Here is a 20,466-nt window from a genome sequence, read left to right on the forward strand (position 1 = left end):
CCCGCCCGCTGCAAGGCGCCCTCAATAGGCGTTCTCGTGCACCAGCACGCCAAACGTCCTCACGATGATCTTCAGATCCTTCCAGATCGACCAGTGGTTGAGATATTCGAGGTCCGCCTGAAGCCGGTTGGTAAGATCCGACTCATGATCGGTGGTGCCCCGGAATCCGCGGACCTGGGCCAGCCCGGTCAGGCCGGGCTTGGCGGCGTGACGATGCCAGTAGCGATCGTCCACTTCCCAATAGAGCTTGTTCGCCGCGCGCGCGCCCAGCGCGTGCGGGCGGGGGCCGACGATGCTCATATGGCCGAACAATACGTTGAACAGCTGGGGCAGCTCGTCGATGCTGGTCTTGCGGATGAATTTTCCGATCCGGGTCACGCGCGCGTCATCGCGCGTCGTGAGCGTAGCGGCGCTGTGATCCAGCAGGTCGTTGCGCATGCTGCGGAACTTGAACATCTTGAACTGCCGGTTCGACTGGCCGATCCGCCGCTGCACGAAGAATACCGGGCCCGGGCTCTCCAGCTTGATCAGGACCGCGAGGCCGAGAAACAGGGGCGAGAGCGCGATCAGTGCCAGGCTGGAAACGACAAGGTCGAAGCCCCGCTTCAAAGCTGCGTCGAATTTCGAGAGCGGACCATCGGCTACCACCAGTGTCGGAGAATCACCCCATTGGCGAACGCCGAGCGGGGCCAACGCCATGAGCTCGGGTGCGACGATCTCGCTCTGAATACCGGCGCCCTTCAGTACGCGAACCCAGCGCTGCCGGCTGTCGGCTGCGCAGACCACTACCACGCGGTCGACGTCGTTCAATACCATGGCCAGCCGGTCGAACATGGTGGGAGAATCGTCGGCGGGGTCCAGCATGTCGCTGGAGCCGATGATCAGCGAGAAGCCCTCGGTCGGCATCGGATAGGAGCCGTCGGAAATGAGCGCGACATTATAGGGATTGCCGCCGACGATCTTGCGCGCCTTGCGCAGGAAGATGTCGCGGACGATCGCCAGAAGGACGGGACTGATGAGCGAACCCAGGGCGAGCGTGACGCGCGAATAGCTTTCGCTGGCCTTGAGGAAGAACGCGGCGAGGATCACGATTCCGGCGGCAAGGAGAAAGGCGCGAGCCGAGCGGAACACTCCGCGCGACGGCGCCAGGATCACTTCCGCGGAATAGGCACGGGCATTGAGTGCCGCGGCGACATAGACCGGGGTTATCGCCGCCGAGATGAACAGCCATTGCTCGGGCGCGGAGCCGGGGGGGTAGATCACGCCGGCCAGGAAAAAGCCGAGGAGGATCGCTGCTATATCCAGCGCCAGCAGCGACAGATGAAGCCGCAGCCGCAGTTTCACGCGGCCAGGCTGGAGGCCATACCCCATCGGCTGAGTGCCGTCCGGTTCTCCGGTACGGATGGTTCCGAATTCGAGGTTCACAAAGACCGCTCCCCCTAATGCCATGTAGCGGATCGTGCAGACCCGCTAACATAGCCCAAATAAACCAGTTTTTCCACGTACAAGATATGCGGCCCGGCAAGTCAACCGATCTCGCGTACCGATGCCTTGCTGCGCTCGCGCGCGTCGCGGGCACGCCGAACCCGGAGATGGCTGAATAAAAGCATGATGGAGCCGGGCAATAAAAAAGGCGGCCAGTCGGCCGCCTTTCTGTTTTGTCGTCCGGGCCGGTCAGCACGACCTCAGCTGAGGTCGCTCCACCGCCGGCCCGGATGAACGTTCGTTAGAACGGACGGATTTCGCTACCGCCGCCGCCGTCACGGAACAGAAGGGTGAAAAACGCAGACATTTCTATTCTCCCATCGGTGCGCACGAATGCGCGATTCGGATGGTTAAAGATCACTTAACAATGAATCAATCAGGATTTCTGCGGAATCGGCGCGATCAAAAGCGTTTCGGGGGCGTGATTTAACGGTTCCTTCAAGGGTCAGCCCCTAGGGCTAGGGGGCATGTCGGCACGCAAAGATCCTTTGGCGCCCCCGGCCAGCGCTGCTTTCAGCGCGGTCGCGAAATCCGCGGAACACGCGGAAATCGCGAGGGAATTTGTGCTGTCCCAGGGAATCCGCGAAGGTCGGGTCGATGATGGGGTGCGGGGCGGAAGCCGCGCCGCGCCGCGCCGCAGCGAACTCCACCGAGCGAGCAACGATCGCCATGTCGAGGGACGATATTGGCACGTTATGGGACTGTGCGAGATCGCGAATTTCGCGTCCTTGCGCCGTTATCTCGGCCGCGCCCGTGCCGATTCGCTGGTTCTGGACGTCGCTCGGCGAATCACTGCGCTGGTACCCGATGTCCGCATCGCCGCCGCTGGCCGCAATGTCATCGAGATCGCGTTCGAGCGGGAATCGCCCGAAGCCGCCGCCGATGAGATCGATCAGATCCGCAAGGGTTTCCTGCGCACGCTGGACCTTGATGGCGAGCCACACCAGCTCCAGATGCATTTCGGCGTCGCCGCGGCGCCTTCGGTGGAGGATGACGAGGTCCTGCTCGCCGAAGCGGCCGAATCCGCGCTCGATCAGGCGCGCATCGATGGCCGGGTGGTGATGCTCGACCTCACCCGGGCCGATCTCGCTTTCGACAAGCTCACCTTGATGCGTGAACTGCCGCGCGCGATCGCCAATGGCGAGATGTTCCTGCAATATCAGCCCAAGGTGCATGTCCGCCGCCAGGAGATCGCCAGTGCCGAAGCGCTTGTCCGCTGGCAGCATCCGACCCGCGGGCTGATCCTTCCGGGCGACTTCATCGCCGTCGCCGAGCAGGCGGGCGAGATTTCCAGGCTCACCATCTGGACGCTGCGCCAGGTGATCGAGGACCAGCGCAAGCTGCGCGAAGACGGCTTCGACATGCTGCTCTTCGTCAACATCTCCGGTCAGCTGCTGGCCGATGCCGCCTTCGTCAACGAAGTCTGCGAGATGCTGGCGAATACCGATGCCAAGCTGGGCTTCGAGATCACCGAGACCGCCGTGATCCGCGATCCGGAAAGCGCGATCCGCCACCTGCAATGGTTTGCCGATCGCGGCGTGACGCTGGCGATCGACGATTATGGTGCCGGGCTCTCCTCGCTCGCCTATCTCAAGAAGCTGCCGGCCAAGGAGCTGAAGATCGACAAGATGTTCGTGATGCAGCTCACCAGCAGCAATCGCGATCCGCTGATCGTGCGCTCGACGATCGACCTTGCCCATGCGCTGGAGATGGAAGTCACTGCCGAAGGCGTCGAGACGCCGTCCGCGCTGGCGCTGCTCAGCGTGATGGGCTGCGATATGGTCCAGGGCTTCCTGATCTCGCGCCCGCTCGGGCTGGATGCCTTCCGCAAGTTCCTGATCGACGACGCCCATCTCGAAAATGCAGGTGGCTCCCCGACGTCGTTCGTCCGCCCCGAGAGTTTCTGGAAGCGCGCCTGATGCGCGCCGTCCTACGCCATTTCCTTGCGCTCGTTGCATTGCTCGCCGCAGTTCCGGCGCTTGCCCAATCCCAGCCTCAGCCCCAGGCCAGGCCCGGCTTCCCGGCGGCGATAGAGGCCGAGATCAAGGCGGCCAAGGAAAGCATGATGTCCGATCAGGCCGAGGCGCTGCGCCACGCGGCCACGATCGATACGCTGGCGCAGCGCCTCGGCGATTCCCGCCAGCGCCTTCTTGCGCAAGCGACGGCACGCTGGCTGGCCGCCGAAGCGAATCTGCGCAACGATCAACCCGCCAAGGCGGCTCCGCTGCTGGAGGATGGGCTGCGCCTGGTCGCTTCGGTGCAGGGGCCGATCAAGCTGCGCGGTGACCTGCTGATGTCGCAGGGCGCGCTTTTCATGTCGCGGGATCAGGCCGTGCAGGCGCTGGACAGCTATCAGAACGCCTATCGAGTCTTCGGCGACGTGAAGGAGCTGCGCAGCCAGGCGATTGCGCTCCAGGGCATCGGTTCGCTCTACAGCGTCGCCAATGACGATGCCCGCGCCGAGCAATATTACCGCCAGGCGGCCGAGCTCTATGACGGCGATCCGGTGCTCTCGCTGTCGCTGCATAACAGCCGCGGCAACGTGCTGCAGACGCTCAAGCGCTATGGTGAAGCGGTCAAGGAATATGAGATCGCGATCGGCTTCGCCCGGCAATTGGGCAAGCCCGCGCTGGAGGCGTGGATGCTCAGCAACCTCGCCCGTGCCCAGATCGAACTCAAGCAGCTCGAAGCGGCCCAGCGCACGGTCGCCCGCGGCTTCGAGCTGATCCGTGGAACGGATGCCGATGTGCTGCGCCGGCACATGCTGGCGACCGCGGCCGAGCTCGCCTCGCAGCGGGGCGAGTCCGATCAGGCATTGCGGCTTATCCGCCAGGCCTTTGCCGGGATCGACCTCGCACATAGCCGCGTCGAGTTCCGCAACGATCATTTCTATGCCTATCAGATCTTCACGCGCGTCGGGGATACCCGTGCGGCGCTCGCGCATCTCGAGGCGCTGAAACGGCTCGAGGACGAAGCAGGCAAGGTCGCCACCACCACCGGTGCGGCGCTGATGGCTGCCCAATTCAACTGGCAGAAGCAGCAGAACGACATCCTGCTGCTCCAGACGCGGCAAGCCGAAGCCAAGGCTCAATACCTGCTGATCGTATTCCTGCTGATCGGCGCCGCGACGGTGATCGTCATGGGTGCGCTCGGCTGGGGCCTTCTCACGATCCGCCGCAGCCGCAATACGGTGCGCGCCGCCAATATCGTCCTCAACGAGACCAACACCGCGCTCGAAAAGGCACTCAAGGCCAAGACCGAGTTCCTGGCGACCACCAGCCACGAGATCCGCACGCCGCTGAACGGCATCCTCGGCATGACCCAGGTCATGCTCTCCGACGCCAAGCTCGAGCCGCAGATTCGCGAGCGGATCGGCATCGTGCACGGCGCCGGGGTCACGATGCGGACCCTGGTCGACGATATCCTTGACGTCGCCAAGATGGAGACCGGCAATCTCAGCGTCGAGGCGGCGCCGATGGACCTCACCGCGATGCTGCGCGAAGTCACGCGTCTCTGGGAAGAGCAGGCGCGCGCCAAGGGCCTGTCGTTCAAGCTCGAGCTCAGCCATGCGCCGCACTGGATCGTCAGCGACGCGGCCCGCCTGCGCCAGGTGGTGTTCAACCTGCTCTCCAACGCGATCAAGTTCACCGAGAAGGGCGGAGTCACGCTGCGCGCGGTCGGCGAGGGGGCAGGCGATGCCCGCCGCCTGAAGCTCAGCATCGAGGATACCGGCATCGGCATCCCGCCGGCGAAGTTCGAGGAGATCTTCGAGAGCTTCCGCCAGGTCGATACCAGCACCACGCGCCGCTTCGGCGGTACCGGCCTGGGTCTCGCCATCTGCCGCAATCTCGCCCGCGCGCTGGGTGGCGACATCCGGGTGGAGAGCGAGGACGGCCAGGGCTCGCGCTTCATCCTCGATCTGCCATTGGTCCCGGCAGAGGCGCCCGAAGCGGCGACGATCAGCAAAAGCACCGGCGGGCTCGATCTGATCGTGCTCGACAAGAACCCGATCGCCCGCTCGATGCTGCGTACGCTTTTCGAGCCGCGCGTTGCCCGGCTCCGCTTCGCCACGAACGCCGCCGAGGCGCTGCCGATGCTCGAGTCCGGCGGCGTCAGCCATCTCCTGGCCGACGAAGGAACGCTCAAGGCCGAAGCCGAAGGCCCCGTATCGGCGCTCCAGACCCTGCGCGCGGCCAGCCGGGACACCGCGCACTTCGTTCTGTGGCTCAAGCCCGATGCGGAGACGATTGATGAGCTGATCGCGGCAAGTGGCGGACGGATAATCGAAAAACCCGTTACCGGCGCCGACCTGATCAATGCTATTATTCCGGCTGCGGAAGAAAATTCAAAAGCGGGTGGTCGCGACCCGCTTGTATCTCGGGCGGCTTAGGGCGATAGCACACCGGACATGAAAAAAACGGGCGCGCGCACTTCCAGGAAACCGGTCGCCACGGGCGGGTGGGCATGAACATCCTCTTCATCGAGGACGATCCGATGAACCGTCGGGTCGTGAAGGACATGCTCGACGTTGCGGGGGCGACGATGGCCGAGGCCAGCTGGGCCGAGGAAGGCCTGGCCATGCTCGAAGCGGACTCGTTCGACGTGGTGCTGGTCGACCTGCGCATGCCAGGCATGGATGGCTTCGAGACGATCGAGCGGATCCGCGCGCGCGGCGATGCCAAGGGCGAGCTACCGATCATCGTGGTGACCGCCGATACCGCGGTGGATCTGCGCGAACGCTGCCTCGCGGTCGGCGCCGACGACGTGCTGTTCAAGCCGGTGGCGATGGACGCGCTGTTCGATTCGATCGGTCGCGTCCTGGCGATCCGCGGCGGCGGGGGCATGATCCTCTAGCGCGCTGGCCCACGCGAAGGTGGGCAATCTATAGAGGCCGGCACGTGCGCAGATAATTGCGGTGCTTCGGCAGTGCTTACGCAGGCGACCGGGTTCGCCGCTGGAGCCACTTTACTCGGGTAGCCGCGGTGCCTTCCGACAGGTCACGAAATCGCGCGGCGAATATCTTGATGCGGATTAGCCCCCATAGTAACCAGCAGGGATGTCGTCGCCGTCCCGAGAGAATATTTCTTTTCACCAAAGAGGTTTAAGGCTTTGCGGGGTACGCCTGCGCGGGATGCCGAGCCGCAATAGCCTGCTGATCCTGGTTCCCGTAATATACTTCTTTGTCGTTAGCCTGCTCAGGATGTTGTTCCTGCGTCCGACGGATGTCGGTGGAACGTCGTTCGATTTCGACTATGCCGCTATCCCACTGCTGATGGCGCTGTTCGCCCGGCTACGTTTCTCGAAGCTGCTATTCTATGCACTGACTGTCCTTTGCACTGGCATCGCGCTGGGTGCCGATGCGCTTTGGGGCTTCGCCATGCAGTATCGCTGGGTGCAGGAAGGAATCGGCAACTATCTCGCGGCGATCGGCGATCTTCCCTGGGCGTTGATCACCTCCAGCCTCGGCATTTTTTTCGCGACCAGCATCGCGGCGGGATCGCTGTTTTTCCGGTGTCGCTTCTGGATAATCGATGTCCGCGCGCTGATCGCCGTGCTGGCGATGATCTTCGTGCTCGACCTCTTCTCCGACCACGTCGGCACCTTGGACGAGGCAGGGGCGGTCAACTATGCGGGCAGTTCGATCTTCAGCCTGTTGAAACCCACCGTATACGACATGCTGGAGCCGCCGCCGCCCATTCGCGACTTTCCGCAGTGCACGCTCGATTGCTCGGTGAAGAACGTCGCGGCCTTGCCCCCCCGAATTCTCTCGGTGGCAGTAGAGTCGCTTGGCGCGCCGCGCCGTCAGGCAGAGTTCGACGCGTTGCTGCGCCAACTGACGAGGCCCCTCGCGTCCGACTATGTGGTCCAGCGCTCGATGCATCTCTCGCTCGGGACGACGTTGGCCGGGGAGATGCGGGAGCTGTGCGGCCTGCGCGTCACGCGTACGCCACCGGAGCAGGACTATGGCCGTTTGTCGCCCTGCCTGCCCAACCGCCTGCGCCGGGCCGGCTATGACACGCGTGCGCTTCATGGGAATGGCGGAAAATTCTACCAGCGGGTGCGGCTGTATCCGGCCCTGGGATTCAACCGGTCCTATTTCTACAACGACCTCCACAGGCCGGGTGACGTCTGCCCCAACACGCCTTTCAACGGCGTCTGCGATGAAAAGCTGTTTGCAGCCGCGCTCCAGCTTTTCGACGACCAGCCTCGCTTCGTTCACGTGATGACGCTGGACACGCACCTGCCGGTTCAGCGCGGCGTGGGAGAGGCCTGCGCGGCCGCCTTCCAGGATGACATCCTGTTGTGTCGATATGATGTGCGGATGTCGCAGACATTGGGCGACCTGGCGACGTCGATCCGGAGCGCCGCTTTCCCGCCCGACCTGGTCATCGTCTATGGGGACCACCCGCCGCCTTTCCACAGCAAGGAAAGGCGGCAGCGCTTCCTGGCCGACCGCGTTCCCTTTCTGGTGTTCAGGCGGCGCCAGCCCTAGCGCGCGATGCCGATCACTGCCGTGGCGGTGTAGCCCGCCGCGACGCTGCCGCTCATCACCGGAGTCTGCTGCGCGATCTGCGCGTTCGTATTGTCGCCGAACACATTGTCGCTGTTCAGGCTGACGCCCGCGAAGTTGCGGATGCTCGTGGTGTAGCCGCTCGCGCCGTTATAGACCGTGCTGCACGCCGCGCTCGGCATCGCGAGCTGCGAGACCAGCGAGGCGTAGCGCCCGCCCGTCGCGTTCGCCAGGCTCGAGAACACCTCGAAATGGATGTGCGGCCAGCGCCCGGCGTAGCAGCCGGGGAAGATGGTGGTGAAGGTCACCTGCCCATTGCTGTCGGTCACCCCGACGCCGCGCAGATAGCTCTCCGCCGGCAGGTCGTAGAGCGAGTATTTCCCGTCGCGGTCGCAGTGCCAGATATAGATGGCATAGCCTGCGAGCGGCGCGCAGGCGGCGTTCACATCGACCAGGGTAAGCGTCAGCACCACCTGCACGCCCGCCGCGGTTGCGGTCGAGCTGCCCAGAAAAGACGAACGGATGTCGCTGCGCACGACATTGGCGGCAGTGAGCACGTTGGAGGTGACGCCGCTGGACGTGTTGGTGCCGTCGGCCGGATAGGGGCCGTTGGTCTCGGTCGGATCGATCACGCACGCGCCGCTGGTGGCAGTCGCGGTCGGTGTCGGCGTGGCGGTGGCCGATGGGGTAGGGGTAGGCGTCGCGCCGGTCGAGCCGGTGCTGCCGCTAGCCGTATCGCTGCCCGATCCGCCGTCGCAGCTGGCGAGGATCGCCGCACCGCCCGCGCCCGCGAACCAGCGCAGCGCCCGCCGGCGGCTTGCCAGCAAGCCCATCGCCTTCAAGTCATGGGCCAGGCCCAGGTCATGGTCTTCCATCCCGCCTCCTTGGTCGAAGGCTCCGGTCACATGCCGGACACACGAGGCGATTTCGCGCGGTCGCCGAATGTTGCAACATGTTGCAACTCAGACCGGCAGCTGCACCCGCACGCGCCCGCCGCCCTGGCGATTCTCCAAAGTCACTTCGCCGCCATGCGCCTCGGTGATCGAGCGGACGATCGCCAGCCCGAGCCCGGTGCCGCCGGTCTCGCGGTTGCGCGACGTCTCGCCACGCACGAAGGGTGCGAACAGCGCGTCGGCGCGAGTCAGGTCGAAGCCGGGCCCGTCATCCTCCACCACCACGTCCACTTTGCCCTCGGCCAGGCTCCAGCGCAGCCGCGCGCGCTCGCCATAGCGCACCGCATTCTCGATCAGATTGGCGAACAGCCGCCGCAGCTTGGCTGGATCGCCGCGTACCACCGCGCGCGGTCCCGGCTCGACATCCACGGGCGTGCCGGCCGCGGCGAGGTCGTCGACCAGGCTCTCGACCAGGCTGCCGAGGTCCAGCTTCTCATGCGGCGCCGCGCTGCGCTCGTCGCGGGTGAAGCGCAATGCCGCCTTCAGCATCGCGCGCATCTCCTCGATATCCGCCTCCGCGCGCAGCCGGGCCTCGTCGGGCAGCTGCTCCACCCAGAAAGCGATACGCGACAAAGGCGTGCCCAGATCGTGCGCGATCGCTCCCAGCATCGCGCCGCGATTCTCGGCTTCGAGAAGGATGCGCTCCTGCATCGAATCGAGCGCGCGGGCGAGGTCGTGGACTTCGCGCGGCCCCTTGTGGGAGATCGGCTGGCGCGCGCCCAATCGCATCCGGGTCGCGGCACCGGCGAGGTCGCGGATAGGCCGCGAGATGCGCCGCGCCACGCCCCAGGCGAGCAGCGACAGCACCAGCAGGGTGACGAGCATCCCGATCAGCCGCGCGAGGTGCCAAGGCGTGAAGGCGGGGCGGAAAGCGCTCGATGCGACGATCCAGCTCCCCCCGTCTTCCAGCGCCACGGTGAAGCTTCCGTGCATGTCCTGGTCGGGATCGCGCGCCGGGAACTGGTAGAGGCCGTGCACGCGTTGGGCCGGTACGCCCATCAGCCGGGCGATGGCGGCGTCGCGCTCGGGGGAGGGGCGCTCGTCCTCGCGGCCGAACTTGTCCTCGCCGAACTTGTCCTCGGTGGTGCGGGTCACCGTCATCCGGGACTGTGCGGTAGGTGCCACCGTACCGCTGCGCAGCGCCTCGGCGACGCGGATGAGCGGCAGCGGCCCCGGGCCCGGCGGCGGGCCGTTGAACATGATCGTGAACTGCGTCGTCGTCGCGATCAGCGCTGCGGCGATGACGAGCAATACGATCGGAACCGTGATCGACCGCCGAATCACGGGCGCGTCGCTTGCCGGTTCACTTGCCGGTTCACTTGGTCGTCACTTCGGTGACGAACATATAGCCTTCGTTGCGGATCGTGCGGATCAGGTCTTCCGAACCCGGCCGGATGAGCTTCTTGCGCAACCGGCTCATCTGCACGTCGATCGCCCGGTCGAAATGCTCGGTATTGGGGCCGCGCGAGAAATCGAGCAGCATGTCGCGGGTCAGCACGCGGCGCGGTCGCTCGACCAGTGCGAGCAGCAGCCGGAATTCGCCGTCGGACAGGTTGATGATCACATCGTCCGGATCCCAGAGCTGGCGCGCGACCGGATCGAGCCGCCAGCCGGCGAAGCGCAGGAAGGCGCGCGTAGGCACCGCGGTGGGCGCCGCACGATCATTCTGGCTGCGGCGCAGCACCGAGCGGATGCGCGCCAGCAGCTCGCGGGGATTGGCAGGCTTGGGCACATAATCGTCCGCCCCCATCTCCAGCCCGACGATCCGGTCGATATCCTCGCCGATCACCGAATGCAGGATCACCGCCGGCCCCGCCTCGCGGTCCATCGAGCGCAGGATGGAAAGCCCATCCTCGCCCGGCATCATCACGTCGAGGATGATCAGGGCATAATCGTGCCGCGCTGCGAGCGTGCGCATCTCGGTCGCGCCCGATGCGGTATCGACGACATAGCCGTGCTGCGAGAGGAACGCGGCGGTGAGCTCGCGGATTCCGGGATCGTCATCGACGATAAGCAGGCGGGTCTCGAAGTCCAAGGCTGGTGCTAAAGCTGCTTGTGGCATCCCATGGAGATAGAGCGCGAACCTAACGCCCCTATTGCACGGCTGCAACGCACGGAAACATTAGACGGAGCGGGGGAAGGAGACCCGTAATTCCTCTTTTCCGGTCCACGCCCGGCGCCCCGAACGTCTCCTCACGGAAGAATCAGCGGACAGCTGCTAATGATTAGCAATACCTCTTCAATCCTCCAGGATCTGCGAGTGTCTCGCAGTGTCCCGCATCCGCAGATAGGTGACGAGCGACACCGCAATCATCGCGGTGACGTACCAATAGAAGCCGCGCTCCCATCCTTCCTGCTTGAACCACAGGGCAACGGTGGGCGCGGTGCCGCCGAAGATCGCATTGGCCAGCGCATAGGGCAGGGCGACGCCCAGCGTGCGGATATGGGCGGGGAAGAGCTCGGCCTTCACCACCGCGTTGATCGAGGTGTAGCCGGTGACGATCACCAGCGCGCCAGTCATCAGCAGGAAGGCCGTGAGCCCGTCGCGCGCCCCTTCCATCGCGACGAAGATAGGGTAGCTGAGCAGCGTGCCGAGAATACCGAAGGCGATCATCAGCGGCTTGCGTCCGATCCGATCCGAAAGCGCGCCGGCCAGCGGCTGGATCGCCATGAACACGAACAGGGCGGCCGCATTCACCTGCGTCGCCGCCGTGTCGGAAAAGCCCGCGGTCTTCTTGAGGAAGGCGATCGGGTAGATCGTGTAGGCATAGAAGGCGAGGGTGCCGCCTGCGGTGAGCAGCATCACTATCGCCGCTTCGCGCGGATGCTCGCGCAGCAGCGCCAGCGCGCTCGATTGCTTGGCGGCGTCGCGCTTGGCGAAGCTCTCGGTCTCGGCCAAGCGCCGGCGCAGCCAGAACACGCCAAGCGCCAGCACGCCGCCCACGGCGAAGGGGATGCGCCAGCCCCACGCCTTGAGGTCGGCCTCGCTCATTATCGATTGAAGCACGAGCAGCACGACCAGTGCGACCAACTGGCCCGAGATCAGGGTGACGTACTGGAAGCTGGAGAAGAAGCCGCGATGCTTCTTCCCCGCCATCTCGGAGAGATAGGTGGCGCTCGCGCCATATTCGCCGCCCAGGCTCAGCCCCTGGAGCAGCCGCGCCGCCACCAGCGCGACTGTCGCCGCCACGCCGATCTCGGAATAGCTCGGGGTGAGCGCGATGAGGAGCGAGCCGGCACACATCAGTGTCACCGACAGGGTCAGCCCCGCCTTGCGTCCGCGCCGGTCGCCATAGATGCCCATCATCCAGCCGCCGATCGGCCGCATGAAGAACCCGATCGCGAACACGATCCAGGCGCTGATGTCCTGCGATGCGCCCTTGGGGAAATAATGCGGCGCGAGATAGCTCGCGAGCACCGCATAGGCATACCAGTCGTACCATTCGACCAGATTGCCCGCCGATCCCCCCAGGATCGAACGCAGGCGATGGGGCGGGGCGGCGGCGTCTGTGCTCGTCATCGCGCCACTATAGCGTGAAGATCGGCCCCGCGAATATCGCCTTGTCTTTGGCGGCGGGATCGGCTGTGGAAAGCCCAGGAATTTCGAAGAGGGACTTCATGAAGATGCGCGCAATCCTGCTCGTCAGCGCCTTTGCGCTTGCCGGCTGCCAGACCGCCGCGGAGCGCCAGGCGGCCGCCACAGGCGAGATCGAGGCGAGCAACGCCTCGATGCAGGAGGTCTCCGGCCTCACCAAGGCGGCCCGCGCCAAGCAGGCCATGCAGCCGGGCATCTGGGATTCGGGCACGGAATTGGTTTCGGCGGATTTCGGGCCGGGCCCCGAGCGTGACGCGCAAATGGCGGCGGCCGCCAAGATTCCGCGGCATGCCGTGAAGTGCCAGACCGCGTCGGATCTTGCACCGGTGGACATCACGATGCTCGAAAAGGTTGGTGGTACCTGTACCTTCCCGCGCTTCGTCCAGAAGGGCGGGGAGATCGACGTCCAGATCGAGTGCACCCAGGCGGGCGGCGCGAAGACCACGCTTCTCTACAAGGGCACGACGGGCAAGGACGCCTATGACGTGGCGGTGGAGCAGAATAGCGGCGTGAAGGGCCAGCCCGGCTATGCCGAGGTCCGGATGCGCGTCTATGGCAAGCGCCTCGGGCTTTGCCAGGGCAAGGCTGCGAGTTGAAGTGACGGTGTTGCCGGATGGCCGCATTCAGCGGGTTCCCGGCGCAATTCACCGCGCGGCGCCCTTGTAAAATAGGTTTCATGCTGTTAGGTGGCCGCCCTTACGCCGCAACCCTGCGTTCCGGCGAACCCTTTTCTATTGATTTGACCGGAGCACTGACGGGTTTATGCAGATCATCGTTCGCGACAACAACGTCGACCAGGCACTGCGCGCACTCAAGAAGAAGCTGCAGCGTGAGGGCGTTTATCGCGAGATGAAGCTCCGCCGCCACTACGAGAAGCCCAGCGAGAAGCGTGCTCGCGAGCGTGCTGCCGCGGTTCGCCGCGCCCGCAAGCTCGAGCGCAAGCGCGTGGAGCGCGACAGCGCCCGTTGATTTCGCGATCGGCTACGCGCGGTCCTCGCGCGTAGCTGTCGTGACTTTTGTGACTTTCGGGTAGCAGAATACCCGCGCCTGGAGCTCATCGCATGTCCGTGACCGCCGTTCCGCTCCAGCCGATCAAGCGCAGCTACAAGGTCTGGCTCTGGGCCGGCCTCGTCCTCGCCATTGCCATTGCCGCGGCGCTGGCCTGGTCGGGTACGCGCGCCTCGGTTGCCGCCAAGGGCAGCGACGTGCAGTTCCTTGCCTGGAACAAGGGTCAGGTCGGCGTGAAGACCACGGCGTCCGGCCTTGAGTATCAGGTGCTCAAGGAAGGTTCGGGGCCCAAGGCAACGGATGGCGACGGCGTGAAGGTGTACACCACCGGTACGCTGCGCGACGGCACGGTCTTCCAGCCCGCTGGCGAGATCCCGCTCCAGGTCGGCGGCGCGATCCCGGGCTTCGACGAAGCGCTCAAGATGATGAGCAAGGGTTCGAAGCTGCGCGTCTGGATCCCGTCGAGCCTCGCCTATGACAAGGCCGGGCCGCAGCATCCGCTTTACGGCAAGCTCCTTCAGTTCGATCTCGAGATCAAGGATCTCATCCCCGCCGAGCAGCTGCGCCAGATGATGATGCAGCAGCAGATGATGCAGCAGATGCAGGGCCAGGGCCGTGGCGCTCCTGGTGGCCCGGGTGGCGCTCGGAGTGGTCCGCCGCCGGGCGGGCCCGAAGCGCAGTAGTCAGACGTTTTGTTTGCGGCTACTAGAGTTTACGAGGCGGTGTCGATCACCCAGCGCTGATCGCCCTCGAATCCCATCGCGGTCAGCTTGCCAGACGCATAGGCGCCGGTATCCAGTCCGATGCGATGCGCAGTGGTCTCCACCTCAGGCGCAATGGTGTGGCCGTGGACAACGATTTTCTCTAGCGGTCCGCCGTGTTCAAGGAATTCATTACGGATCCAGCGCAGATCCTCGGATCGCTGGCGCGCGAGCGGCTCGCTCGGGCGCACGCCGGCGTGAACGAAAGCATAGTCGCCGAGGATAATCATGTCCTCGAAGCTCCTCAGAAACTCCCGATGCTCCGCTGGTACGCGAGCCTGCAGGGCGGCCAGCAGATCAGGATAATCAAGCGCGGCATATTCGGTATCGGAAAAGCCGTAGCTGAGGATGGTCTCGCGTCCGCCGATCTTGGTGAAGAAGCGAAGCGCCTTCTCGTCTCCCTCAAGGCAGGTGAGGAAGACTTCCTCGTGATTACCGGCGAGAAAGCGCGTGCTGCCCGGCGGACGCTCAGCGGCGAGTTGCCGCAGATATTCCACTACCTGGGCGGATTCGGGGCCGCGATCGATCAGGTCGCCGAGGAAAATCAGTGTTGCTTCCATCGGGGAGCGGCCGCCATCATCTGTATCGATGTGGTCGAGCAGGCTGCGGAGCAGATCGAGTCGGCCATGGACGTCGCCTATGGCGTAGAGGCGCTGGCCTTCGGGTAAGCTGCCATCGGGGCCGACGGGGCGCAACCGGCGCGACCGGAAAAGCTTGGCGAACATGGCTGCTTGAGAATCCGAAATTTCAGGCCAATTCATGCATTGGCCATCAGGCAATAAAAAAGTGGCAGCCGCTAGGCTGCCACTTCGAAAATCTGCCTTGGCAGCCAGAAACTACGGGCTGTCGGGCGTGTCGTCGCTGTCGGCGAGAACCACAGCGCCGCCGATGATGGCGACGGTAGCGAGAACGCCGATCAGAACGGCCGGGGCCAGGTCGCTCTTCTTCTTGCTAGCGGTCGCGGTGCGAACACCCGACAGCGACAGCTTCGAAGCGCTCGTCGGAGCGGCCAGAACAGGAGCAGTTGCCATCGAGGCGATAGCGGCTGCCGTAAGAAGCTTAGTGAACACTCTTTTTCTCCCTCTTTCGAGCTCTGGTGCTCTCGTCAGGCAGTCCTATGACACAGGACAAAACCCGCCGCAACACTCAAACCTTGGCCACAGCGAGAAAGTTCTCGACGTGACCGATTAGCAACACTCGGTTCGGTTGGTCCGAACTCCTTAGCACTCGTCCGACCCGAACCGAGTGGTTACGCAGCCGTCCTTAACGCGCCGCACCAATATCGCCAAGGGGGTTAATGAACTCTCTCAGCCGAAATGGGCCTGTTTCGTGATGGTTAGACGGTTTTTTTTGTGACGATTTTGTTGCTGGGCACTGTTTTCGTTCGAGTTGCGCCGCAAAAAGCATGGTAAGGCCGATTCGCATACGAAACGAAGCTACATTGGCTGCGCCCAAGCTGCGCGGGTTTGGATAAGACGCCATGCGGGCGTAGGAGAGCCTTATGAAGTCTCTGTCCCGCATGTTGCTCAGTCGAATTCTCAGCCGTCGCTACGCCGGTCTCCTGACAAGCATATTCGCGCTTTTCATGCCCCCCCTGCCATCTGCGCGCGCCGACGACGCCGCCCTGTTCGAAGCGGTGCGCGCGGCGGATATGCGAGTTGCAGCAATCGGTTGGCGGCTTGCCGCAGCGAACGCGCTGCTCTGTGATCGTATTGAGGCCGGCACCGGCCTGCAGCTCCATACGCTCGATCAGTTTGATCCAGGCGTGCGCGAATCGGCGCGAGCGCATTTCCGCTTCGCCGCGCCCGTGGCGATCGAAGGCGTGATCCCGGACAGCCCGGCCGATCGGGCAGGGTTGCGGCCGGACGACTCGCTGGTACGCGTTGGCACCGTCGATATTTCAGCGTTGCCTGGAAAGCCGGGCAGTACTGGTCGCCTGGTAGCAGCCCAGCTCGCTATCGCGGCATTGCCTAGCGATGCGCCGATCCCGATCGAGGCGATTCGCGCGGGGGCGCCGGTACAGGTCACGCTTCAGCCGATACCAGCCTGCAAGTCGCGGTTCGAGTTGGAACTGGATGGCGGCTTCGGTGCCTCAGCGGACGGCACCATGGTGCAGATCGGCTCCGGCTTCCTCGATGCATACCCCGACGAGCAGCTTGCCGCGGTAATAGGGCACGAGTTCGCGCACAATATCCTCCATCATCGCGATCGGCTGGAGGCGCGGGGTGTGGACTACGGCTTGCTCGCAGGCTTCGGCGCCAACGTGAAATATTTTCGCCAGACTGAGCTCCAAGCAGATCTTCTCTCGGTGTATCTTCTCGCCAATGCCGGCTATCCGATGGGGGCATCGGTGGCCTTCTGGAAGCATTTCGGGCCGAGCAAGGCGGGCGGGATCCTGCGCAGCCGATCGCATCCGGCGTGGCGCGACCGCGTCGCCACGCTCGAGGCGGAAATCACCAAGGTCCAGGCGCTCTCCACCCCGCCCGTCATTCCCGCGATGATCGCCGAGCGCGGCAAGCCGCTGGACGGCGACTGGCAAGCGATCCTGGTCCGCAATCGCTGAGGCGCTTGCCGGAGGCGATCGGTCATGGCTAACCCAGGCGCATGAGACAGCGGGTGGGACGCAGCTTCGAAAGGGTGATCGCCGCGCTGTTGCTGCTCGCCGTCACGCCGGTGCTGCTTGCCGCGATGCTGGCCATCTGGCTGGAGGATCGCGGCGCCCCCATTTACCGTGCACGGCGGCTGGGCCGCGAGGGTCGCCCTTTCGCGATGCTCAAGCTGCGCACCATGGTGGTGGACGCCGATGTGCGCGGCGGGCGGCTGGCGCCGGAAGGCGATTCGCGGGTGACGCGCGTGGGCGGGATCCTGCGCCGCTGGAAGGTCGACGAGCTGCCGCAATTCGCCAATGTGTTGCGCGGCGAGATGGCGCTGATCGGCCCGCGGCCCGACACGCTGTGCGCGACCGAGGCCTATGTCACCGATGATATCAGGCTGCTCGCGGTGCGCCCGGGGATCACCTGCTTCGCCTCGATCCTGTTTTTCGACGAAGGCCGGGTGTTGGCGCGGGTTAGCGATCCGCTCGCGCATTATCACGACGCTATCCGCCCGTTGAAGCTGCGCCTGGGGATCGCCTGGCTGGAGCACCGCTCGCTACGGGGCGATGCGGCGATTTTTGCCCTGACCGTGCTGGCATTCTTCGCGCGACCACTGGCCCTTCGCGGCGTGGCGGCGATGCTGCGGGTGCGGCGCGCGGATGCCGAACTGCTGGCCCTGTGCGGGCTGGATAATCAGCTCGCCAGCCGAAGCGGCTCACCGGCGCGGCTCCGCGGCTGATCGGGCCAGATGCCGCGCGTGTCATAGACCTGTTTGTCGGCGCGCTCGTCGAGCGGGACCGACTTGAACACGTCGTGATCGACCAGCACCACGAAGATGCCGCAGCTCTCGATGGCGCTGTCGATGTCGATCAGCTCGGCACCGGTGCCGTCGAACGGCGCGGGCAGGGCGCTGGCATAGGGCTCGACGACCTGGATGCGTTCGCCGAACCGTTCCGCCAGAGCGGCAGAGACCTTTAGCGCCGGACTTTCGCGGAAATCGTCGATGTTCGCCTTGAAGGCGAGGCCCAGGCAGGCGACGCGGGCCTGCGGGCTCGCCTCGATCATCGCGGCGGCATGCTCGATCACGTAATCGGTCTTGCCGTCATTCACCTCTCGGGCGGTGCGAATCAGCGGAGTCTGGTCGGGCGCGGCGCTGACCAGGAACCAGGGGTCCACGGCGATACAGTGGCCGCCGACGCCCGGGCCCGGCGACAGGATGTTGACGCGCGGATGGCGGTTGGCGAGGCGAATCACTTCCCACACGTCGACGCCCATCTTCTCGGCGATGAGACTCAGCTCGTTGGCGAAGGCGATGTTGACGTCGCGGAACGCGTTCTCGGTGAGCTTGGTCATCTCCGCGGCCTTGGCCGTGGTGGTGACGCAGGCGCCGCGGACGAAGCGGCGATAGAATTGCAGCGCCTTGCGGGCGCAGCGCGGGGTGATGCCGCCGATGACCCGGTCATTATCGATCAGTTCGACCAGGATGCGGCCGGGCAGCACGCGCTCCGGGCAATAGGCGATGGCGACATCGGCGCTGCCGGCACAATGGCCGGGGATCTTGAGATCGGGACGGAGCTGGGCGAGAAGTTCGGCGACCTTCTCGGTGGTGCCGACGGGCGAGGTCGATTCGAGGATCACCACGTCGCCGGCCTTGAGCGTGATCGCGACATTGGTCGCGGCCTTGAGGACATAGCCGATGTCGGGTGCGTGGTTCTCGCCGAACGGTGTGGGAACGGCGATGACGAAGACATCGGCTTCCTCGACGTTCAGCGAGGCACGCAGGTTGCCGCGGGCGACGACGCCCGAGACCAAGCCGTCCAGGTCGATCTCCTCGATATGGACCTTGCCCGAGTTGACCGTGTCGACCACCGACTGATGAACATCGACGCCGAGGACCTTCGCGCCGGTGCGCGCGATCACTGCTGCCGTGGGAAGCCCGATATAGCCCAGGCCGAGAACACAGACCTTGAGCTCAGAATCCGAAACCATGTGCGACGATCCCCGCAATCCGCTCGGATGCATGGCCGTCGCCGAACGGGTTGTGGGCGCGGGCCATGGCCGAGTAGGCGGACGGTACATCCAGGAGGGTTGAGATTTCGGAAACGATACGGTCAGGATCGGTGCCGACGAGCTTCGCGGTGCCCGCCAGGACGCCTTCGGGGCGCTCGGTGGTTTCGCGCATCACCAGCACCGGCTTGCCGAGCGCAGGCGCTTCCTCCTGCACGCCGCCCGAATCGCTTAGAACGATATCGCACAGTTCGAGCGCGCGGATGAAATGGGGGTAATCGAGCGGCTCGATGCGCGCGACATTGGGCCGGTCGCCCAGCACCCGGTCCATGGCCGCGACAACATTGGGGTTGGGGTGCATCGGGAAGAGGATCGCAGTGTCGTCGCGGTCGGCGATGCGGCCCAGCGCGCGGGCAATGTCTTCCATGCCACCGCCGAAATTCTCGCGGCGATGCGTGGTGACCAGGACGATGCGCCTGCCGGCAAAGCGCCTGGCGATCGGGTCCAGCCCGGCGGCAAGCGCGGGCTCGGCGGCGATGCGGGCGCGCGTGGCCAGCAGCGCGTCGATCACCGTGTTGCCGGTGACATGGATGGTCTCAGGCGCGATGTTCTCGCGGCGCAGCGCTTCCGCGGCGGTATCCGTCGGGGCGAAATGCTGGTCGGCGATCGGCGCAACGATTCGGCGGTTCACCTCTTCCGGCCAAGGCTGGTAGATGTCGCCCGAGCGCAGGCCGGCCTCGACATGGCTGACCGGGACCTTGCGGTAATAAGCGGCGAGCGCGCCGACCATGGCGGTGGCGGTGTCGCCCTGGACGATCACTCGGTCGGGTTTCTCGTCGTCCATCACCTTGCCCAGGCCGGTGAGCAGGCGCGCAGTGAGCTGGTCGAGCGTCTGGCCCGGTTCCATCAGGTCGAGGTCGATGTCCGGCGTCAGCCTGGCGATCGAGAGGACCTGATCGAGCAGCCCGCGATGCTGCGCGGTGACGCAGGTGCGCACGTCGAGGCCGGGAACGGCGGCGAGCGCGCGAACGACGGGGAAGAGCTTGATTGCTTCGGGTCGGGTGCCGAAGATCAGAAGAACGCGACGGAGCGGCAGGTCGGGCATGTCGCAGGCCTTAGCGGATCCGGCTTAACGCGCCTCTAACCGCGCCTGTCGCTCGAACCAGACCCGGCATACGGCGACTAGCACCAGTGCGATCGCCGTGGCGATTAGGTCGTTCGCCCAATCGTCCCACTCCGCAAAACGACCGACATTCATCACCAACTGGGCGATCTCGATCGCGGCGCCAAACAGGGCGAAGGCGAGGAATTGCCATATTGCCCCGATCCGCGGCCAGGCGAGGCTGCTGAGCACCGGTAGTGCGGCAAAAGCCAACAAATGCCGAATGGGACCGGATTCGACGACTTGTCCAAGCGGGCCCGGCGTCAGTGCCAGAAACGTCACCAGGGCGGCCATCACCACGAAGAACAGACGAAGCATTCTATGCTGCATGCGCATCTCTTCGCATATGCTGCGGCGCAATACGAGGGCGTATGCCGCTTGCTGGGCACA

19 protein-coding genes are annotated in these 20,466 nt (G+C 64.9%); 9 read left to right on the top strand and 10 right to left on the bottom strand.

Annotation, left to right across the window (positions count from 1 at the left end):
- Positions 1 to 21: 21 nt before the first annotated feature.
- On the bottom strand, positions 22 to 1,425 hold the full coding sequence (locus AC1RPL_RS12880) for an exopolysaccharide biosynthesis polyprenyl glycosylphosphotransferase (RefSeq protein ID WP_493069691.1): 1,404 nt from the start codon (positions 1,423 to 1,425) through the stop codon (positions 22 to 24).
- A gap of 755 nt (positions 1,426 to 2,180) precedes the next feature.
- On the opposite strand from AC1RPL_RS12880, the gene AC1RPL_RS12885 reads away from it, so the two are divergent.
- The 4 genes from AC1RPL_RS12885 to AC1RPL_RS12900 all read left to right on the top strand — a co-directional run bounded on the left by AC1RPL_RS12885 (position 2,181) and on the right by AC1RPL_RS12900 (position 7,978).
- A complete protein-coding gene (locus AC1RPL_RS12885; protein WP_493069851.1) occupies positions 2,181 to 3,404 on the top strand; it encodes an EAL domain-containing protein in 1,224 nt (407 codons plus the stop codon).
- Positions 3,404 to 5,875 carry an ATP-binding response regulator gene (locus tag AC1RPL_RS12890; RefSeq protein ID WP_493069692.1) on the top strand — a complete coding sequence of 824 codons (2,472 nt, stop codon included), beginning with the start codon at positions 3,404 to 3,406 and terminating at the stop codon, positions 5,873 to 5,875. The genes AC1RPL_RS12885 and AC1RPL_RS12890 overlap by 1 nt, the downstream gene beginning before the upstream one ends.
- A 74-nt stretch (positions 5,876 to 5,949) precedes the next feature.
- Complete coding sequence (locus AC1RPL_RS12895) at positions 5,950 to 6,339, top strand: response regulator (protein ID WP_493069693.1); 390 nt, start codon at positions 5,950 to 5,952, stop codon at positions 6,337 to 6,339.
- Positions 6,340 to 6,616: 277 nt separating this feature from the next.
- The gene (locus AC1RPL_RS12900) at positions 6,617 to 7,978 is read left to right on the top strand and encodes a sulfatase-like hydrolase/transferase (protein WP_493069694.1); all 1,362 of its coding nucleotides are present in this window, start codon (positions 6,617 to 6,619) and stop codon (positions 7,976 to 7,978) included.
- Here AC1RPL_RS12900 and AC1RPL_RS12905 read toward each other — a convergent pair.
- From AC1RPL_RS12905 to AC1RPL_RS12920, 4 genes are all read right to left on the bottom strand, one after another.
- Entirely contained in the window at positions 7,975 to 8,871 is an 897-nt protein-coding gene (locus AC1RPL_RS12905) for a dioxygenase family protein (protein WP_493069695.1), read from the bottom strand. The two genes, AC1RPL_RS12900 and AC1RPL_RS12905, sit on opposite strands and share 4 nt — an antisense overlap.
- Positions 8,872 to 8,958: 87 nt before the next feature.
- Positions 8,959 to 10,233, bottom strand: coding sequence for a HAMP domain-containing sensor histidine kinase (locus AC1RPL_RS12910; protein WP_493069696.1), 1,275 nt, complete (start codon positions 10,231 to 10,233; stop codon positions 8,959 to 8,961).
- A 31-nt stretch (positions 10,234 to 10,264) separates the two neighbouring features.
- Positions 10,265 to 11,011 carry a response regulator gene (locus tag AC1RPL_RS12915; RefSeq protein WP_493069697.1) on the bottom strand — a complete coding sequence of 249 codons (747 nt, stop codon included), beginning with the start codon at positions 11,009 to 11,011 and terminating at the stop codon, positions 10,265 to 10,267.
- A 177-nt stretch (positions 11,012 to 11,188) separates the two neighbouring features.
- Positions 11,189 to 12,469 carry an MFS transporter gene (locus AC1RPL_RS12920; RefSeq protein WP_493069698.1) on the bottom strand — a complete coding sequence of 427 codons (1,281 nt, stop codon included), beginning with the start codon at positions 12,467 to 12,469 and terminating at the stop codon, positions 11,189 to 11,191.
- A 98-nt stretch (positions 12,470 to 12,567) separates the two neighbouring features.
- On the opposite strand from AC1RPL_RS12920, the gene AC1RPL_RS12925 reads away from it, so the two are divergent.
- The 3 genes from AC1RPL_RS12925 to AC1RPL_RS12935 all read left to right on the top strand — a co-directional run bounded on the left by AC1RPL_RS12925 (position 12,568) and on the right by AC1RPL_RS12935 (position 14,235).
- Positions 12,568 to 13,140, top strand: coding sequence for a DUF3617 domain-containing protein (locus AC1RPL_RS12925; RefSeq protein ID WP_493069699.1), 573 nt, complete (start codon positions 12,568 to 12,570; stop codon positions 13,138 to 13,140).
- 166 nt (positions 13,141 to 13,306) lie between these two features.
- Positions 13,307 to 13,513 (top strand): 30S ribosomal protein S21, encoded by a 207-nt coding sequence (rpsU, locus tag AC1RPL_RS12930; RefSeq protein ID WP_019368605.1) that lies wholly within the window; start codon positions 13,307 to 13,309, stop codon positions 13,511 to 13,513.
- A 92-nt stretch (positions 13,514 to 13,605) separates the two neighbouring features.
- Entirely contained in the window at positions 13,606 to 14,235 is a 630-nt protein-coding gene (locus AC1RPL_RS12935; RefSeq protein WP_493069700.1) for an FKBP-type peptidyl-prolyl cis-trans isomerase, read from the top strand.
- Between the two features lie 29 nt (positions 14,236 to 14,264).
- Here AC1RPL_RS12935 and AC1RPL_RS12940 read toward each other — a convergent pair whose 3' ends face one another.
- Complete coding sequence (locus AC1RPL_RS12940) at positions 14,265 to 15,038, bottom strand: metallophosphoesterase family protein (RefSeq protein WP_493069701.1); 774 nt, start codon at positions 15,036 to 15,038, stop codon at positions 14,265 to 14,267.
- Between the two features lie 111 nt (positions 15,039 to 15,149).
- Positions 15,150 to 15,383 carry a hypothetical protein gene (locus AC1RPL_RS12945; protein WP_180139337.1) on the bottom strand — a complete coding sequence of 78 codons (234 nt, stop codon included), beginning with the start codon at positions 15,381 to 15,383 and terminating at the stop codon, positions 15,150 to 15,152.
- A gap of 431 nt (positions 15,384 to 15,814) precedes the next feature.
- Between AC1RPL_RS12945 and AC1RPL_RS12950 the strand changes: the two genes are divergently transcribed.
- Together AC1RPL_RS12950 and AC1RPL_RS12955 are read left to right on the top strand one after the other, a co-directional pair.
- A complete protein-coding gene (locus AC1RPL_RS12950; protein WP_493069702.1) occupies positions 15,815 to 16,876 on the top strand; it encodes a M48 family metallopeptidase in 1,062 nt (353 codons plus the stop codon).
- Positions 16,877 to 16,917: 41 nt separating this feature from the next.
- Positions 16,918 to 17,646 carry a sugar transferase gene (locus AC1RPL_RS12955; RefSeq protein WP_493069703.1) on the top strand — a complete coding sequence of 243 codons (729 nt, stop codon included), beginning with the start codon at positions 16,918 to 16,920 and terminating at the stop codon, positions 17,644 to 17,646.
- On the opposite strand, the gene wecC is transcribed toward AC1RPL_RS12955, so the two are convergent.
- The 3 genes from wecC to AC1RPL_RS12970 are packed head-to-tail and all read right to left on the bottom strand — an operon-like array spanning position 17,601 to position 20,394.
- Positions 17,601 to 18,896, bottom strand: coding sequence for a UDP-N-acetyl-D-mannosamine dehydrogenase (gene wecC, locus AC1RPL_RS12960; RefSeq protein WP_493069704.1), 1,296 nt, complete (start codon positions 18,894 to 18,896; stop codon positions 17,601 to 17,603). The two genes, AC1RPL_RS12955 and wecC, sit on opposite strands and share 46 nt — an antisense overlap.
- Complete coding sequence (wecB, locus tag AC1RPL_RS12965; RefSeq protein ID WP_493069705.1) at positions 18,880 to 20,019, bottom strand: non-hydrolyzing UDP-N-acetylglucosamine 2-epimerase; 1,140 nt, start codon at positions 20,017 to 20,019, stop codon at positions 18,880 to 18,882. The genes wecC and wecB overlap by 17 nt, the downstream gene beginning before the upstream one ends.
- Positions 20,020 to 20,043: 24 nt before the next feature.
- Positions 20,044 to 20,394: a hypothetical protein gene (locus AC1RPL_RS12970; protein ID WP_493069706.1), complete on the bottom strand. Its 351-nt coding sequence runs from the start codon at positions 20,392 to 20,394 to the stop codon at positions 20,044 to 20,046.
- Positions 20,395 to 20,466: the final 72 nt, after the last annotated feature.

It is taken from the genome of Sphingomonas sp. GW821-FHT12D09 (assembly GCF_058807215.1).

What these genes read in the sequence shown, in the direction of transcription:
- AC1RPL_RS12885 (WP_493069851.1), top strand. Translation starts at nt 2,181, where the DNA reads ATGGGACTGTGCGAGATCGCGAATTTCGCGTCCTTGCGCCGTTATCTC.
- AC1RPL_RS12890 (WP_493069692.1), top strand. Translation starts at nt 3,404, where the DNA reads ATGCGCGCCGTCCTACGCCATTTCCTTGCGCTCGTTGCATTGCTCGCC.
- AC1RPL_RS12895 (WP_493069693.1), top strand. Translation starts at nt 5,950, where the DNA reads ATGAACATCCTCTTCATCGAGGACGATCCGATGAACCGTCGGGTCGTG.
- AC1RPL_RS12900 (WP_493069694.1), top strand. Translation starts at nt 6,617, where the DNA reads ATGCCGAGCCGCAATAGCCTGCTGATCCTGGTTCCCGTAATATACTTC.
- AC1RPL_RS12905 (WP_493069695.1), bottom strand. Translation starts at nt 8,871, where the DNA reads ATGGAAGACCATGACCTGGGCCTGGCCCATGACTTGAAGGCGATGGGC.
- AC1RPL_RS12915 (WP_493069697.1), bottom strand. Translation starts at nt 11,011, where the DNA reads ATGCCACAAGCAGCTTTAGCACCAGCCTTGGACTTCGAGACCCGCCTG.
- AC1RPL_RS12920 (WP_493069698.1), bottom strand. Translation starts at nt 12,469, where the DNA reads ATGACGAGCACAGACGCCGCCGCCCCGCCCCATCGCCTGCGTTCGATC.
- AC1RPL_RS12925 (WP_493069699.1), top strand. Translation starts at nt 12,568, where the DNA reads ATGAAGATGCGCGCAATCCTGCTCGTCAGCGCCTTTGCGCTTGCCGGC.
- rpsU (WP_019368605.1), top strand. Translation starts at nt 13,307, where the DNA reads ATGCAGATCATCGTTCGCGACAACAACGTCGACCAGGCACTGCGCGCA.
- AC1RPL_RS12935 (WP_493069700.1), top strand. Translation starts at nt 13,606, where the DNA reads ATGTCCGTGACCGCCGTTCCGCTCCAGCCGATCAAGCGCAGCTACAAG.
- AC1RPL_RS12940 (WP_493069701.1), bottom strand. Translation starts at nt 15,038, where the DNA reads ATGTTCGCCAAGCTTTTCCGGTCGCGCCGGTTGCGCCCCGTCGGCCCC.
- AC1RPL_RS12950 (WP_493069702.1), top strand. Translation starts at nt 15,815, where the DNA reads ATGAAGTCTCTGTCCCGCATGTTGCTCAGTCGAATTCTCAGCCGTCGC.
- AC1RPL_RS12955 (WP_493069703.1), top strand. Translation starts at nt 16,918, where the DNA reads ATGAGACAGCGGGTGGGACGCAGCTTCGAAAGGGTGATCGCCGCGCTG.
- wecC (WP_493069704.1), bottom strand. Translation starts at nt 18,896, where the DNA reads ATGGTTTCGGATTCTGAGCTCAAGGTCTGTGTTCTCGGCCTGGGCTAT.
- wecB (WP_493069705.1), bottom strand. Translation starts at nt 20,019, where the DNA reads ATGCCCGACCTGCCGCTCCGTCGCGTTCTTCTGATCTTCGGCACCCGA.
- AC1RPL_RS12970 (WP_493069706.1), bottom strand. Translation starts at nt 20,394, where the DNA reads ATGCTTCGTCTGTTCTTCGTGGTGATGGCCGCCCTGGTGACGTTTCTG.